The organism is Nostoc sp., assembly GCF_036919575.1.
Classification (GTDB): domain Bacteria; phylum Cyanobacteriota; class Cyanobacteriia; order Cyanobacteriales; family Nostocaceae; genus Nostoc.
The window spans coordinates 172892-187791 of sequence record NZ_JBALBY010000010.1; the positions used below are offsets into that span (position 1 = coordinate 172892).

The following is a 14900-nucleotide window of genomic DNA, read 5'->3' on the forward strand; positions in this document are numbered from 1 at the left end:
ACCCCACCCCCAACCCCTCCCCGCTCTTCGGGAGGGGAGCTAAAGCGCAGCTTTGGCGGGGTGGGGTTCCGGGTATTATGCTTAATTGCCCGGACATGATATCAGACCTTTTTGGATTTTGGATTTTGAATCTTCAATTCCATTATCCAAAATTTAAAATCTAAAACAGGAGTCAGAATACAGAATTCAGAATTGGTGAATACTCTACCTATAAAGGAATAGAGTTTTAAGGCGAGAATATTTTAATTTTTTTCGCCCATAATTCGGCTTGGTTTTAAACCAATATTCATTACCCAGTCGGACTCCAATTCAATTCTGAATTCTGACTCCTGAGTTCTGAATTCTTCTTATAAAATTTGTTAAACTCTCGTAAACCTTGTTTTAACCTCGAACTCTCAAACTATAAAGCATAGATTTGCGAGGTTTGAGATATGCTTCGGCTCAAAGGTTATATATTATTTCTCTGCTTTTTTTTAGCATTATCTGTTTCAGTCATTCTAGGGAGTATGAATTTTGTTCAGGCTATTGACAGCCGCAACCCAAAGCTTCCCAAGCTAAATACTCTATACGGACAAGCTCCGATAGTAATCGGTCATCGCGGCGGTGGAACTGGTTATCGTCCAGAACATACGGTGGGAGATTTTGGACGCGATGTGATTGGTTCTCACAACTTAGGAATTGAATTTGGTGCAGACTACATTGAACCTGATTTGGTAGTAACTAAAGATGGAGTCCTCATTGTTCGCCACGAACCTCTATTGGCAACAGTGAAAACAGATAACAATGGCAAGATTGTTTACGATGCTCATGGGAAACCTACTATCCAAGAAGCCACAACAAACGTTGCCGATGTTTCGGAATTTGCTAAACGTCTAACAACCAAAGTCCTTGACGGGAATCGTGTTACAGGTTGGTTTGCAGAAGACTTTACTTTAGCTGAGATTAAGAAATTACGGGCAATCGAGCGCCTGCCGAATATTCGTCCTCAGAATACTAAGTATAATGGTGTGTTTCAAATCCCTACTTTTGATGAAGTTATCAACCTTGCCAAACGCAGCGAAGCAAAAACTGGTCGAAAAATTGGTATCTATCCCGAAACCAAGCACCCGACATATTTTGCGGAAGCTGGTAAATATTTAGATGGTACTCCTATCCATGTCAATACTTCACAACTTCTAATTGATCGCTTGGTTGCCAACGGCTATACTAATCGCGATCGCATTTTTATTCAATCTTTTGAAGTCTCTAATCTCAAAGAATTAAAAAATAAGATCATGCCTGCTGCTGGAGTCGATATTCCTCTGATTCAGTTAATTGATAGCAGTGGCGCTCCTTTTGACTTTGTTTACCACAAGGTTGCTCAAACCTACGCTGATCTGATCACTCCTAAAGGATTGACCCAAGTTAAAACTTATGCAACTGGAATTGGCCCTGACAAACGGCTAATTGTCCCTGCCTCTCCACGATTGAATAAGCAAGGTCAACCGATTGATATTAATGGAGATGGGCAGATTAGCGATGCTGATAAGTTCCTCGGACAGCCAACTTCCTTAGTTAGTGATGCTCATAATGCTGGCTTGCTACTCCATCCTTACACCTTCCGCAGCGATTCATATTTTCTCTCCCCTGACTACCACGGGCAACCGCTTCGTGAGTTTGAACAGTTCATTAAGTTAGGAATAGATGGCTATTTTACTGACTTTGCTAATTTTGGATACGTTGCCAAGCAACAAGCGATACATGGTCCTGTGAACCTCAAAGTATTAGAGTATGGGAGCTTCCAAAAATCCACTAATCCACAGTAACGTTTACATCTCAACTACGGCAAATTACTGAGTAAGAGCGATCGCTCTTGCTCAAAAAGCATCTCAAATAATTACCAAGATCGAAACACTGGTTAAGCATGAAGAAGATTCGATAGGATTGTATATAGCGGTTATCGCTTGAGTAGGTACTGAACCCCACCCCCAACCCCCTCCCCGCTCTTCGAGAGGGGGCTATGATGTACCTTATGTGATTAGGAAACGCTATCTATAGGACTAGTATTTGATTTTTGAAAAAAATCAGTACACCCCGAAAAGGCTTCTTCCCCACTCCCCACTCCCCACTCCCTGTCTACGCAAATAATTTCAAAAATCAAATATGATTCCTATATATACTTGATGGCGGGGCAATCAAGGGAACATTTACATCTAGTTCGGAAATTCCTCGACAAAAGCAAACAATAGTTTTATGATTGGTGTATCAGCTTGATGTTTGGCAAGTCGAAGCGGGGGCTAAAACCCTGGGGGATCTGCCAAAATCGCCAGAACCTTGACAAATCAATAACTACAGCGTTTCATAAATGCGGTAAGTTGCAAATTACTTGCAATAAGGCAGGCTGAAAATGACCAAAATTTTCGATCTGCCAAAACCATTGGCAGGAAGCTTGCTCTGTAAGGGTTTCAGCACCGAGCGGTTTCCATTAACAAAATCCCCTCACGGGGACTGAAACTTTACCAATAGAGGTGATTAGTTCTTGTGTAAGGAGTTTCCATTAACAAAATCCCCTCACGGGGACTGAAACATTGCTGGAGTGGGGATGTTCGGATTTAGCCAACCAAAAGTTTCCATTAACAAAATCCCCTCACGGGGACTGAAACATATTATTGTCGTAAATCACCTGGAATTACCCGCAAGTTTCCATTAACAAAATCCCCTCACGGGGACTGAAACACACCAATGGGGATGGTATTGGAAGATCCGGTTAAGGTTTCCATTAACAAAATCCCCTCACGGGGACTGAAACGAGGAAGAAAGCATTATGAAAGTCCATCGTTACAACCTAGTTTCCATTAACAAAATCCCCTCACGGGGACTGAAACCAGCAACTCTGCTAGCCACTCCTAATATTTTGCCAAGGTTTCCATTAACAAAATCCCCTCACGGGGACTGAAACATTGTTGTGTAATTTTCTGCCCCAATAACATTTTTGTTTCCATTAACAAAATCCCCTCACGGGGACTGAAACCTTAATTAGATCATATCTAGGTAAAGGCATCTTTATTGAGTTTCCATTAACAAAATCCCCTCACGGGGACTGAAACGAGCGATTTCTCAAGACCCGGTGACAGAAACCTGGTTTCCATTAACAAAATCCCCTCACGGGGACTGAAACCGACACCCTTAAATTAGCGTCCCTGGAATTAACAGGTTTCCATTAACAAAATCCCCTCACGGGGACTGAAACATGAAAATCTTTGGACTGAAGAAGAAAATAATAGACTGTTTCCATTAACAAAATCCCCTCACGGGGACTGAAACCTTTATTCCTCCCTCTTAAAACAATGCCTTCATTTGGTTTCCATTAACAAAATCCCCTCACGGGGACTGAAACCAAAATCAAGGACAGCAAAGCAATGCCACGTTTTTTAGTGTTTCCATTAACAAAATCCCCTCACGGGGACTGAAACCATCCAAACAAAGATGTTAATAAATTATGTCTTTATGTTTCCATTAACAAAATCCCCTCACGGGGACTGAAACCTGCCAACTGCTAATAGGATCGCAGTTCAGGTGACGTTTCCATTAACAAAATCCCCTCACGGGGACTGAAACGGGCAATAATTCCGGCAGGTGGATTGAGCGACTCTGCAGTTTCCATTAACAAAATCCCCTCACGGGGACTGAAACGTAAAACTGTAGAATACGATGTTTACGCAGTATCGGAGTTTCCATTAACAAAATCCCCTCACGGGGACTGAAACGCTACTCCACACAGAGGGGACACTTTCACCCGCGTTTCCATTAACAAAATCCCCTCACGGGGACTGAAACAAAAGGCAGTAGCCGAAGTTGCCCAATCTGCTAAAAAGTTTCCATTAACAAAATCCCCTCACGGGGACTGAAACATCAACGGGCTTGTAGCTATTCTTGCTAAAAGCATCAGTTTCCATTAACAAAATCCCCTCACGGGGACTGAAACATCCCTTACGATCGTCGTTATCGCGGCTGCCAATATCGGGTTTCCATTAACAAAATCCCCTCACGGGGACTGAAACCATCTTTTCCCCCAGGCTGACGCTCTAAAAGAAAAGGTTTCCATTAACAAAATCCCCTCACGGGGACTGAAACGACTTGTTAGCTGTGATAGTGTAAATGGTTGTGGACGTTTCCATTAACAAAATCCCCTCACGGGGACTGAAACACTGATACCCCATTTTTCGGCAGTAGGATATCAGGGGTTTCCATTAACAAAATCCCCTCACGGGGACTGAAACAAATTAAGGTCATCACCCTCTTTAAGAAGATGCTTAGTTTCCATTAACAAAATCCCCTCACGGGGACTGAAACACTAAAATCAAAGGAATAAGTATGAGTCTTCAAACTGGTTTCCATTAACAAAATCCCCTCACGGGGACTGAAACAGCGGCAGGCGACTTTTCACAACGAATAGTCTTACGTTTCCATTAACAAAATCCCCTCACGGGGACTGAAACGCTTCATTTTTAGCTTGATTTGCAAGACTGCTTGGTTTCCATTAACAAAATCCCCTCACGGGGACTGAAACATTAAATTACAATGAGCGAGAAACACTTTGAAGTTATCGTTTCCATTAACAAAATCCCCTCACGGGGACTGAAACCTAACTTTTTCGGCGTTTTCTTCATCCACTTCAAATAGTTTCCATTAACAAAATCCCCTCACGGGGACTGAAACTAAGACTTGCACGAAGTCTTTACTCGTGGGGTTACTGTTTCCATTAACAAAATCCCCTCACGGGGACTGAAACGCCTACCGCTACTGATGCAATCGAAAGACCTGCTAATACTGTTTCCATTAACAAAATCCCCTCACGGGGACTGAAACCTGGACGGAAAAAGAAACTTTTACTCTACCTGGGACGTTTCCATTAACAAAATCCCCTCACGGGGACTGAAACTTCCAGAAGGACAGCTACTAGGCAATGGTGCCTCTGTCGAGTTTCCATTAACAAAATCCCCTCACGGGGACTGAAACATCTTTTTGGGCCGATCGCCAAATTAAATCAGCTTCGTTTCCATTAACAAAATCCCCTCACGGGGAACTCAAACCTTTGATGGCAAAGTATCAAATAGAAAACTTCGATCTCGCAGTTCGGTCAATGCTATTCCAGTCTCTCCAACTGTATGCCCCAGAATTTGGTTTAACATATTCCTAGCAAGGTGCAAAAGAATCAGAAATATCTGGTAGTTGAGGCAAGAAAAATATATGACAGACGCACAAATCGAAGATATTCACGCTCGTTTAGACAGCCTCACAATTGAGGTAAATTCACTCAAAGCACAGATTGGCGTTGTGGGAACGACACAATATGCAGTGGTACAAATTCTTGATCGGCTAGAGCGAGTTGAAAACACACTAGCCCGACACAGCAATCAATTAGATAATCTACAAGGCAATGTAGATAATCTACAAGGCAATGTAGATAATCTACAAGGCAATGTCGCTGAAATTCTTCGCATCCTGCGCGATCGCAATGGGGGTAGTGGAGTTTGATATCAGTATTCTCCGCGAACCTTGGGCTTTTTGAAGAAAAAGCGGGAAAATTTAAACTTAGGTTGGCCAAGATTTTTCCGCAATCCCTCCATGTAAATGTAAAACACTGGAGTCAGATAGAGAGTCAATATCTGAGAAAACAACAATCCACCAACGATCGCAATTCCCAAAGGACGACGCGCTTCTGAACCTACCCCCGTCCCCAAAGCAATGGGCAATGTCCCAATTAAAGCTGCCATCGTTGTCATCATAATCGGGCGGAAACGAGTTAAGCAAGCGGCATAGATGGCATCAAAAGAATTTTTCCCTTCCTTTCGCTGCGCTTCAATGGCAAAGTCTACCAGCATAATCCCGTTTTTCTTGACAATGCCCACTAGCAGAATGATGCCGATAAAAGAGTAAAGATTTAAATCAACCTGGAAAATCAGCAGCGTCAGTAATGCGCCAAAACCCGCCGAAGGTAAACCAGAAAGAATGGTGATCGGGTGAATGAAATCCTCATAGAGGATTCCGAGAATCAGATAGATTACTACAATAGACACCAACAACAGCGCACCTAAATCGTTGAAGGACTGTTGGAAAGTTTGGGCTGAACCCTGAAAACTGGGGGTAATTGTTGAGGGTAGCATCTCACTGGCTGCTTGCTTGATGGCATCTGTAGCCTGACTTAGAGACGTTCCTGGTAGGGTGTCAAAAGAGATAGTCGAAGAGGGGAGTTGAGCAACGTGAGCAACGGTAAGTGGTCCGACATTCTGGGTGATATTAGCGATCGCACTCAAAGGAACCAGTTTTCCAGTACTCGATTGCACATATAGTAGCGATAGGGCGCTGGGATCTCGCTGAAACTCCGGTTTCACTTCTAAGATTACATAAAATTGGTCATTTGGAGTATATATAGTAGAAACCTGGCTAGAACCATAAGCGGCGCTGAGGGTTTGTTCAACTTGTTGGGCGGTAATCCCCAGAGTTGCGGCTTTGTTGTGGTCAAATTGGACTTGGATTTGGGGAGTGCTGAGTTGTAAATCGCTGTCAACGTCCCGGAGTCCTGGTAGGGTTTTGACTTTATCCACAAGTTTAGGAACGTATTGGCGCAGGTCTTGCAAATTCAAACTCTGCAAGGTGAACTGATAAGTAGAATTAGTTTGTTGACCACCGATGGGAATAGCTGGCGGAGAGCGGAGGAATGTCTTAATCCCAGTTGTACGTCTCAACTTGGGGGTTAGTTCTTGAATGATTTGGTCAGCACTGAGTTGACGTTGATCGCGTGGTTTTAGCCGAATGGTAATTCGCCCACCATTGACTGAACCGTTCGGGCCACTTGCACCCACAATCGAGTCAACTGCATCAATGTTGGGGTCTTTACGAATGATATCAACAACTGTTTGCTGGTGACGCCGCATATCATCAAAAGAAATATCTTGCGCGGCTTTCGTGTTCGCCATTAATTGTCCGGTGTCTTCCGTAGGAATAAATCCTTTGGGAACGATGACGAACAGATAGATGGTCATTAGCAGCAGAATCCCAGAACCAATCAGCGTCATCAAGCGGAATTTTAAAACAGGCTTGAGCGTCCAATCATATCCCCGCAGTAGGAAATCAAATCCCCCTTCTAAGACTTGATAGAGCCGATTTGGTCTTTGCTGATGGGATGAACTTAAGAAACGACTGCACAACATGGGGGTGAGACTGAGGGAAACAAAACCCGAAACCAAAATTGCGACTGCGATCGTTACGGCAAATTCATGAAATAATTTACCGATTATTCCACTCATAAACATGATCGGGATGAACACCGCCACTAGGGAAAGGGTCATTGACAAAATGGTGAAACTGATTTCCTTTGATCCCTTCAATGCTGCATCTAGGGGAGATTCCCCCATTTCCCGATAACGGACGACATTTTCCAACACCACGATCGCATCATCCACCACAAAGCCCACGGAGAGGGTCAACGCCATCAGTGAGATGTTGTCTAGGGAGAAGCCCGACAAATACATCACGGCAAAAGTGCCAATGATCGCTACAGGTAGCGCCAAACTGGGAATCAGCGTCGCAGTGACATCACGCAAGAATAAGAAAATCACCAAGACAACTAGACAAATCGAGAGAACCAAGGTAAACTTTACATCGTTGACAGAGGCGCGGATGGTTTGGGAGCGATCGTACATAATCCCCATCTCAATGGATTTGGGAACTTGTTCGCGGAGTGTAGGTAAAAGTTTCTGGATGGAATCAACAATATTTACAGTGTTAGCACCGGGTTGCGGCTGTACGGCGAGAACAACAGAATGGCGGTTTGTTACCTTGCGATCGCTATACAAATTCGAGACTTTGACGTTTTGTTCACTGTCAATCACCTGCCCCAAATCCTGAAGGCGCACGGGCGCACCATTTTTATAAGTTACAATTAGCTGGCGATAGCCGGCAGCATCGGTGAGTTGACCGTTCGCCTGAATCGTATAATTTTTGTAAGCGTCAGAGAGACTGCCGGTTGGCAAATCAACATTTCCCTGTTGAATTGCAGTTTTTACCTGAGTTAGACCAATTCCCCGCGATGCTAACTCTCGCGGGTCAAGCTGAACGCGGACTGCATATTGCTGTTGACCATAGACCTGTACTTGAGCAACACCATCAATCATCGAGATTGGCTGACCAACTGTTACCTCTGCGTATTCATCTACTGTCGAGATTGGCTGTGTCTCAGAATACATATAGAGGTAGAGAACTGGTGAGACAGACGGGTTAACTTTGCGGTAGGTGGGCGGGTGAGGCATTCCGGCGGGCAGTTGTCCGGCTGCGGCTGAAATAGCCCCCTGTACATCTTTGGCGGCATCTTCCACTCTGCGGCTAAAGTCAAATTGTAGAGAGATATTGGTGCTGCCAGTTGAACTGGTGGAATTAAATGAATTGAGTCCGGCAATTTCGGTAAACTGTCTTTCTAGGGGTGCGGCGACCGAAGATGCCATTGTTTCGGGTGTGGCACCAGGGAGACTAGCAGAGACAGATATAAAAGGATATTCAACGTTAGGTAGGGCACTGATGGGTAATAATACATAACTCATCAGACCGAAGATGAGGATACCCATCATTACCAAGGTGGTCATGACTGGACGACGGATGAAGAGTTCTGAAAGGTTCATGGGTTTTGTTCTCCCAGAAATGTGGTGGGGATGCGATCGCTAAATAGTAATATGTTTGGGTTAAGGCTTAACTCTTTGTCAAAGTCAATTTTTTTAAACGAACCGCAGAGGCGCAGAGGGCGCAAAGGAAGAGAAGGAAGAAGTGTTTAACTGAACTTTATTGAAATATAATGTCAACGTCAAAGGTACAACGGCTCTATCTCTGATTTTTAAACATCTCTAACGCCTCCTTAACTGCTTCTTGAACAACTGGATCTGGATCTTCTAAAAGCTGTGATACAAACTCCACAGCCTCAAATGCTTTAATTTTTCCTAAAGCAAACGCTGCCCGACTCCGAACCCATTTGCTAGGGTGTTGAAGTCCTTGAATTAATGCATCTACTGCTCGAAGTTCTTCGAGTACTAGTACTACAGAAAAGCCGGAATCATATTTTTCGTCTTGCAGCAGATTAACAAGAGTATTAACTACTTTAGTTTTCAGATTACTTGGTGGAATTTCTATTCCATAGCTATTGCTCATATATAGGTCGTTATGAAGTAGTTGTACGGGTTGCCAAGAGGAATCTTCAGGAAATATTTTCAGAAATCTTTCGAGAGCTAAGTCTGTAATTCCTGAGTTGTAATTTCGATATGCAGCAGCATACTTTTTCTCATCTTTCTCTATATAACCTTTACGATCGATGAACAATCCCCCAGTCTCGTAAGATTCTGCTAGAGTCAACATCATCGCTGTTAAATTGGTATATTGCAGTGAAATTTCTGCAATTTCAGAGATATGAATTACAGGAGAAGTTGTTTGTTCCTCATCCATTGCGACAACTGCTAAAAACTCGATATCCGACATGTAGACTGGCAAGACAGGTTTACCTGCATACTTATACATCAGGGCTATTTCTTCATGTTCTTCTACCCAAGCTTGAGCCTCTTGCACTGCTGACTCTAAACTTAGAAGAAACATATAATAAAATATCCAATCATCTGCACAATCATATTTGGGATATCCATTTGACCATTCATAAATTTCCCGAACTTCTTGGGATACTTTAAAAGATAGAGTACTCAACACACTATCTATTTCCAATGGACTTAAACCTGATGCCAATGATGCAATCTTTACTGGATGATTTTCTTGAAACCAGTAATTAATTCGGTCTAATGCATCTTTAATATCTGACATAAGTGTTTAATTCGTAATTGAGAAAATCAGAATTAGGGTGTGTTATGCCGTAGGCTAACGCACCTTGAATTATTGACGGTGCGTTAACTGAAAGCGTAACTACATTTAAATCTCTTAACTCTCTGTGTCCTCTGCGCCTCTGCGGTTCGTTTAAAAAATAATTAATTTTTACAACTCATTTAGGATTGCGATAGATTCTCTAACTCAGTCAGTTGTAAACTGCTATTGCTTGTTGAACATCACGATCGCCCGCCTGAAAATGAAAATACCCGACGGAACTTAACTTGACTGAGCTTTTTCCGCCATGATTCCATATATATAAAGAACACAGGAGTTAAATACAGGGTCAATATCTGAGAAAACACCAGTCCGCCCACAACTGCAATACCCAAAGGACGGCGGGATTCCGAACCAGCCCCAAATCCGATCGCGATCGGTAAAGTTCCCATTAGGGCTGCCATCGTCGTCATCATAATCGGACGGAAGCGCACCAAGCAAGCTTGATAAATCGCCTCAGAGGGCTTTTTCCCTTCATTTCGCTGGGCTTCGATGGCAAAATCCACCATCATGATCCCGTTTTTCTTGACGATGCCTACCAAAAGAATTATCCCAATGAAGGAGTAAACATTCAGTTCGACATGGAATATGATCAGCGTTAACAATGCGCCAAAACCTGCTGAAGGCAAACCAGAAAGAATTGTAATCGGGTGAATGAAATCCTCATAGAGAACACCCAGGATCAGATAAATTACTAAGACTGCGATCGCTAACAATAAACCCAAACTCGGCAATGAACTCTGAAATACCTGACTTGCGCCCTGAAAGTTCGTGCTAATACTCGCAGGAATCACCTGATTAATCAATTTTTCAATCTCTTCGTTGGCATTTCCCAAGGACACACCGGGGGCGAGGTTAAAGGAAATTGTGGCGGCGTTCATCCGACCGTTATGATTGACCATTAACGGGCTGACTCCCTGAGATAGTTTGGCGAATGTCTTCAGAGGAACAGCTACTCCAGTACTGGAGTTAATGTATAATGTCAACAAAGCATTGATATCCTCCTGATATTGGGGTGCTAATTCCAGAATCACTTGATATTCATTGGTCGCTGCATAGATGGTTGACACTTGGTAGGAACCGTAGGCACTTCTCAAGGTACTTTCGATTTGATCGGCGGTAATCCCATAAGTTGAGGCTTTATCGCGGTCAATGTCAATTTGAATCTTAGAAGCAAACTGTAAATCGCTGTTCACATCCTGGAGTTCTGGCAAGGTCTTCATCTTGAGAACAAGTTGGGGAACATACTCCTGTAAGGGTTTGACATCTGAACTCTGAAGCGCAAGTTGATAAAGTCCTGTGCTTTGTTGAGCGCCAATGGGAATCGCTGGGGGATTTTGTAAGAATACTTGGATGCCGGGAACAGTGGCGAGTTTGGTTCGCAAATTTTGCACGATTTCGTCGGCACTAAGTTGGCGCTGCGATCGCGGTTTTAACCGAATAAACAAACTGCCGGAATTGGCTGCAACTGCTGCCCCACCGCCACTTCCACTCGCTCCCGCCCCAATATTGGAGTTGACTGCATCCACGTTTGGATCTTGGCGGATCAGGTTAGCAACTGTCTGCTGATGCTGGACAAGGTTATCGAAGGATGCATCCTGGGCTGCTTGGGTAATGCCTGTAATTTGTCCGGTATCTTCGCTAGGAATAAAGCCTTTGGGAACTACCACCAATAGCCCAACTGTGACTATTAATAGAAAGCCAGATAAAATCATCGTGGTGAGGTGATATTTTAAGACTTTTTTGAGACTCCAATCGTACAGACCGAGGAAGCGATCGAAGACATATTCGGAAGCTTGATATAACCGACTTTGATGGGCATGATCCACCGGACGCAGAAAACGACTGCACAACATCGGAGTCAGACTCAAAGACACAAAACCAGATACGAGAATTGCCACTGCGATCGTCACCGCAAATTCATGAAATAATCGTCCCAGGACTCCACTCATGAACAACATCGGGATGAAGACTGCAACTAAGGAAAGGGTCATTGATAGGATGGTGAAACCAATTTCTCTCGACCCATTCAACGCCGCTTCTAGTGGACGTTCCCCCATTTCCATGTGACGGACGATATTTTCCAGCATCACGATCGCATCATCCACGACGAAGCCCACGGAAAGGGTCAACGCCATCAGCGACAGGTTATCTAGTGAGTATTGCAGCAAATACATCACTGCAAAGGTACCAATCAGCGAAACGGGTAAAGCCAAACTGGGAATCACCGTCGCCGAGAGGTTCCGCAAAAAGAGGAAGATTACTAAGATAACTAGAGCAATGGTGAGAATCAACGTAAATCTGACATCATCTACTGAATCTCGAATTGACTGAGACGCATCATAGAGAATCCCAATTTCCACGGATGCCGGAATCTGCGATCGCAAATTCGGAAGCAATTTCTTAATCGTGTCTACGACTTGCACCGTATTGGTTCCGGGCTGTCTTTGAATCGTGAGAATAATGGCGCGGGTATTATTGTACCAGCTTGCTAGCTTGTCATTTTCTACACTGTCAATGACCCGCCCCAGTTGATTGAGATAGATGGGCATTCCATCTTTGTAAGACACAATCAACTGACGATAAGCAGCCGCATCCTGGAGTTGCCCGTTAGTTTGGACTGTAAAATTCTTGTGATTTCCCGAAAGACTGCCGGTAGGTAAATCGACGTTACCCTGTTGAATCGCCGTCGCCACCTGATCTAGCCCAATTTGCCGCGTTGCCAATTGCTGCGGATCAAGTTGAATTCGAGCCGCATACTTTTGGGAACCGTAGACAGCTACTTGTGCTACTCCATTGATTGTAGATAGCTTTTGCGCCAAATAAGTCTCAGCATAATTGTCTACCTGAGAAAGCGGCAGAGTGGGAGAATCCAAGTAAAGGTAGAGAATCGGTTGATCGGCGGGGTTAACCTTGCTGTAAGTGGGAGGATTGGGTAAATCCGTCGCAATTTGCCCCGATGCTCCTGATATTGCTGCTTGCACATCCTGCGCCGCGTCATCAATATTCCGACTCAGGTTAAATTGCAGCGTTATTTGAGTCTGTCCCAAGGTGCTAGTTGAGTTGAGCGAATCGAGTCCAGCAATGCTGGAAAATTGCTTCTCTAGGGGACGGGCAACCGATGCTGCCATCGTTTCCGGGCTGGCTCCCGGTCGGGCGGCACTTACCTGAATTGTGGGATAATCCACACTTGGTAAATCGCTGATTGGCAGCAAACGATAACTCATGAAACCGAAGATCAAAATCGCCGCCATCACCAGAGTCGTCATGATCGGGCGGCGGATAAATGGCTCTGAGAGGTTCATGAATCACCTCCGCCTGACTTCGAGGAATTATTTCTTTTTGACTTCTCTACATTTGAGTCATTCCCGGCTGTTTTAACACGGATTTTGCTACCCGAAACGAGATTAGCTTGACCATCGGTGACAATTTTATCGCCGGGTTGCGGTCCTTTCTGAACCACATCTAGCCCATCAATGCTACTACTAACTGTAACTGGAACATTTTCCACCGTCATGTCGGGCTTAACTACAAAAACAAACTGTCCATCGGGACCATTCTGCACGGCTTGGGAGGGAACAACTGTTGCATTCGGTTCTTCGGTCAGCGTCAGCGTTGCATTCACAAATTGACCGGGAAACAAATGTCCCTGAGTGTTGTCAAAGTCGCCAATCAGTTGAATTGTCCCTGTGGTGTTATCGACCGTATTATTGACAAATGTCAAATTACCTGGTATGGGATGAGCTTGATTATCAGGGAACGTTACATCTACCTTCAGCTTGCCATTCTGCATATACTTTTGTACCTGGGGCAGATTTGTTTCGGGAATGGAAAAAGCAACTTGAATCGGGCGAATTTGAGTGAGAGTAACAAGTGGAGTCGTGCTGTTAGCTTGTACCACATTGCCCTGAGTTACTAGAATATTGCCTGCGCGACCATCAATCGGCGCATAAATTTTGGCGTAAGATAATTGCACTTTGGTATTGTCTAATGCTCCTTGGTCAGAACTGACAACAGCTTGAGCATTAGCGATCGCAGCTTGATCGCCCTTGACAACTGCTCCAGCATTAGTCAGCGCCACTTGATCGCTTTTCAAAACAGCCTGAGCATTAGCGATCGCTTCTCGATCTGCTTGCAGGGTTGCTGTAGCCGATTTACTGTTAGAAACGTATTGCTGTGCTTGATCTAAACTAATCGCGCCCTTCTTATACAATGCACCATAGCGATCGCTCTGTCCCTGAGCAAAATCTGCTTGCGCTTGATCCTTGGCCAAAGTCGCTTGGGCTTGTCGCACTAAGGCTAGGTCTTTAATTAAAGTCGCCCTAGCTTGGTCTACCTGACCCAAGTCTCTAGTTAATGCAGCTCTTGCTTGTTGTACCAAAGCTTGGTCTTTGGCGACAGTTCCTTGAGCTTGCTGGATTGCAGCAGCTTGCGATCGGTCATCCAGGGTAAACAAAAGTTGTCCCTTTTTCACATCTTGACCTTTCTTGAAATAAACTCCAATGATCCGTCCACTGGCTTCGGGCGTAATCGATACCGTAGAACCCGATTGCACATTGCCGATCGCCTGCAATTGTATCGGAACCGTTTTTTGTGTCACCATTGCCACAGTTACAGGTGTCACTTGCTGCTTATTACGGGCAGATTTTCCCGTTTTCTCTGTCTTAGCTGCACCCGCATGGATACCCAAAATAACCAGCCCAGCCAGCACCATCACGCCCAAAATTACCAAAATAATCTTTCTTGGCGATCGCTTTTTTGGCGATCGTAGTAGCTCCGGTTCTATATTGTTCTCAGTCAAATCGTTAGAAATTTCATGGTTCATCAGAACCTCCAATGGATTTTAGTTTATTAGAAACAGCCAAATCCTTTACCACCTCAACTCCCGCTTCTACCAATTTCATTTAATATCGACTTGTATTTTTGTTGATTTATCCAACAGAATTCAGTAGTCAGCAGTCAGAATTCAGAATGAATTTTGTCCGAAAAAGCGGATGAATAATCGGGTT

The 14900-nt window shown here is 44.2% G+C and carries 6 protein-coding genes and 1 CRISPR repeat array; of the genes, 2 read left to right on the forward strand and 4 right to left on the reverse strand.

Annotated elements, in window-relative coordinates; all coding sequences use genetic code 11:
• The first annotated feature begins 506 nt into the window (after positions 1–506).
• Both V7K27_RS03815 and V7K27_RS03820 read left to right on the forward strand, forming a co-directional pair.
• The gene (locus V7K27_RS03815; protein ID WP_334944471.1) at positions 507–1805 is read left to right on the forward strand and encodes a glycerophosphodiester phosphodiesterase; all 1299 of its coding nucleotides are present in this window, start codon (positions 507–509) and stop codon (positions 1803–1805) included.
• Between the two features lie 652 nt (positions 1806–2457).
• Positions 2458–5071: a CRISPR direct-repeat array (repeat unit 37 nt; unit sequence GTTTCCATTAACAAAATCCCCTCACGGGGACTGAAAC).
• 158 nt (positions 5072–5229) lie between these two features.
• Positions 5230–5517 (forward strand): hypothetical protein, encoded by a 288-nt coding sequence (locus V7K27_RS03820; protein ID WP_334944472.1) that lies wholly within the window; start codon positions 5230–5232, stop codon positions 5515–5517.
• Between the two features lie 2 nt (positions 5518–5519).
• Here V7K27_RS03820 and V7K27_RS03825 read toward each other — a convergent pair whose 3' ends face one another.
• The 4 genes from V7K27_RS03825 to V7K27_RS03840 form a co-directional block, all read right to left on the reverse strand.
• Entirely contained in the window at positions 5520–8657 is a 3138-nt protein-coding gene (locus V7K27_RS03825) for an efflux RND transporter permease subunit (RefSeq protein ID WP_334944474.1), read from the reverse strand.
• A 196-nt stretch (positions 8658–8853) separates the two neighbouring features.
• Entirely contained in the window at positions 8854–9834 is a 981-nt protein-coding gene (locus tag V7K27_RS03830) for a HEAT repeat domain-containing protein (RefSeq protein WP_334944476.1), read from the reverse strand.
• A 239-nt stretch (positions 9835–10073) separates the two neighbouring features.
• A complete protein-coding gene (locus V7K27_RS03835) occupies positions 10074–13196 on the reverse strand; it encodes an efflux RND transporter permease subunit (protein ID WP_334944478.1) in 3123 nt (1040 codons plus the stop codon).
• Positions 13193–14716 carry an efflux RND transporter periplasmic adaptor subunit gene (locus tag V7K27_RS03840; protein WP_334944480.1) on the reverse strand — a complete coding sequence of 508 codons (1524 nt, stop codon included), beginning with the start codon at positions 14714–14716 and terminating at the stop codon, positions 13193–13195. The genes V7K27_RS03835 and V7K27_RS03840 overlap by 4 nt, the downstream gene beginning before the upstream one ends.
• Positions 14717–14900: the final 184 nt, after the last annotated feature.

Excerpts from the sequence above, each read along its gene's own strand:
- V7K27_RS03835 (WP_334944478.1), bottom strand. The coding sequence starts at position 13,196 with ATGAACCTCTCAGAGCCATTTATCCGCCGCCCGATCATGACGACTCTG.
- V7K27_RS03830 (WP_334944476.1), bottom strand. The coding sequence starts at position 9,834 with ATGTCAGATATTAAAGATGCATTAGACCGAATTAATTACTGGTTTCAA.
- V7K27_RS03820 (WP_334944472.1), top strand. The coding sequence starts at position 5,230 with ATGACAGACGCACAAATCGAAGATATTCACGCTCGTTTAGACAGCCTC.
- V7K27_RS03840 (WP_334944480.1), bottom strand. The coding sequence starts at position 14,716 with ATGAACCATGAAATTTCTAACGATTTGACTGAGAACAATATAGAACCG.
- V7K27_RS03825 (WP_334944474.1), bottom strand. The coding sequence starts at position 8,657 with ATGAACCTTTCAGAACTCTTCATCCGTCGTCCAGTCATGACCACCTTG.
- V7K27_RS03815 (WP_334944471.1), top strand. The coding sequence starts at position 507 with ATGAATTTTGTTCAGGCTATTGACAGCCGCAACCCAAAGCTTCCCAAG.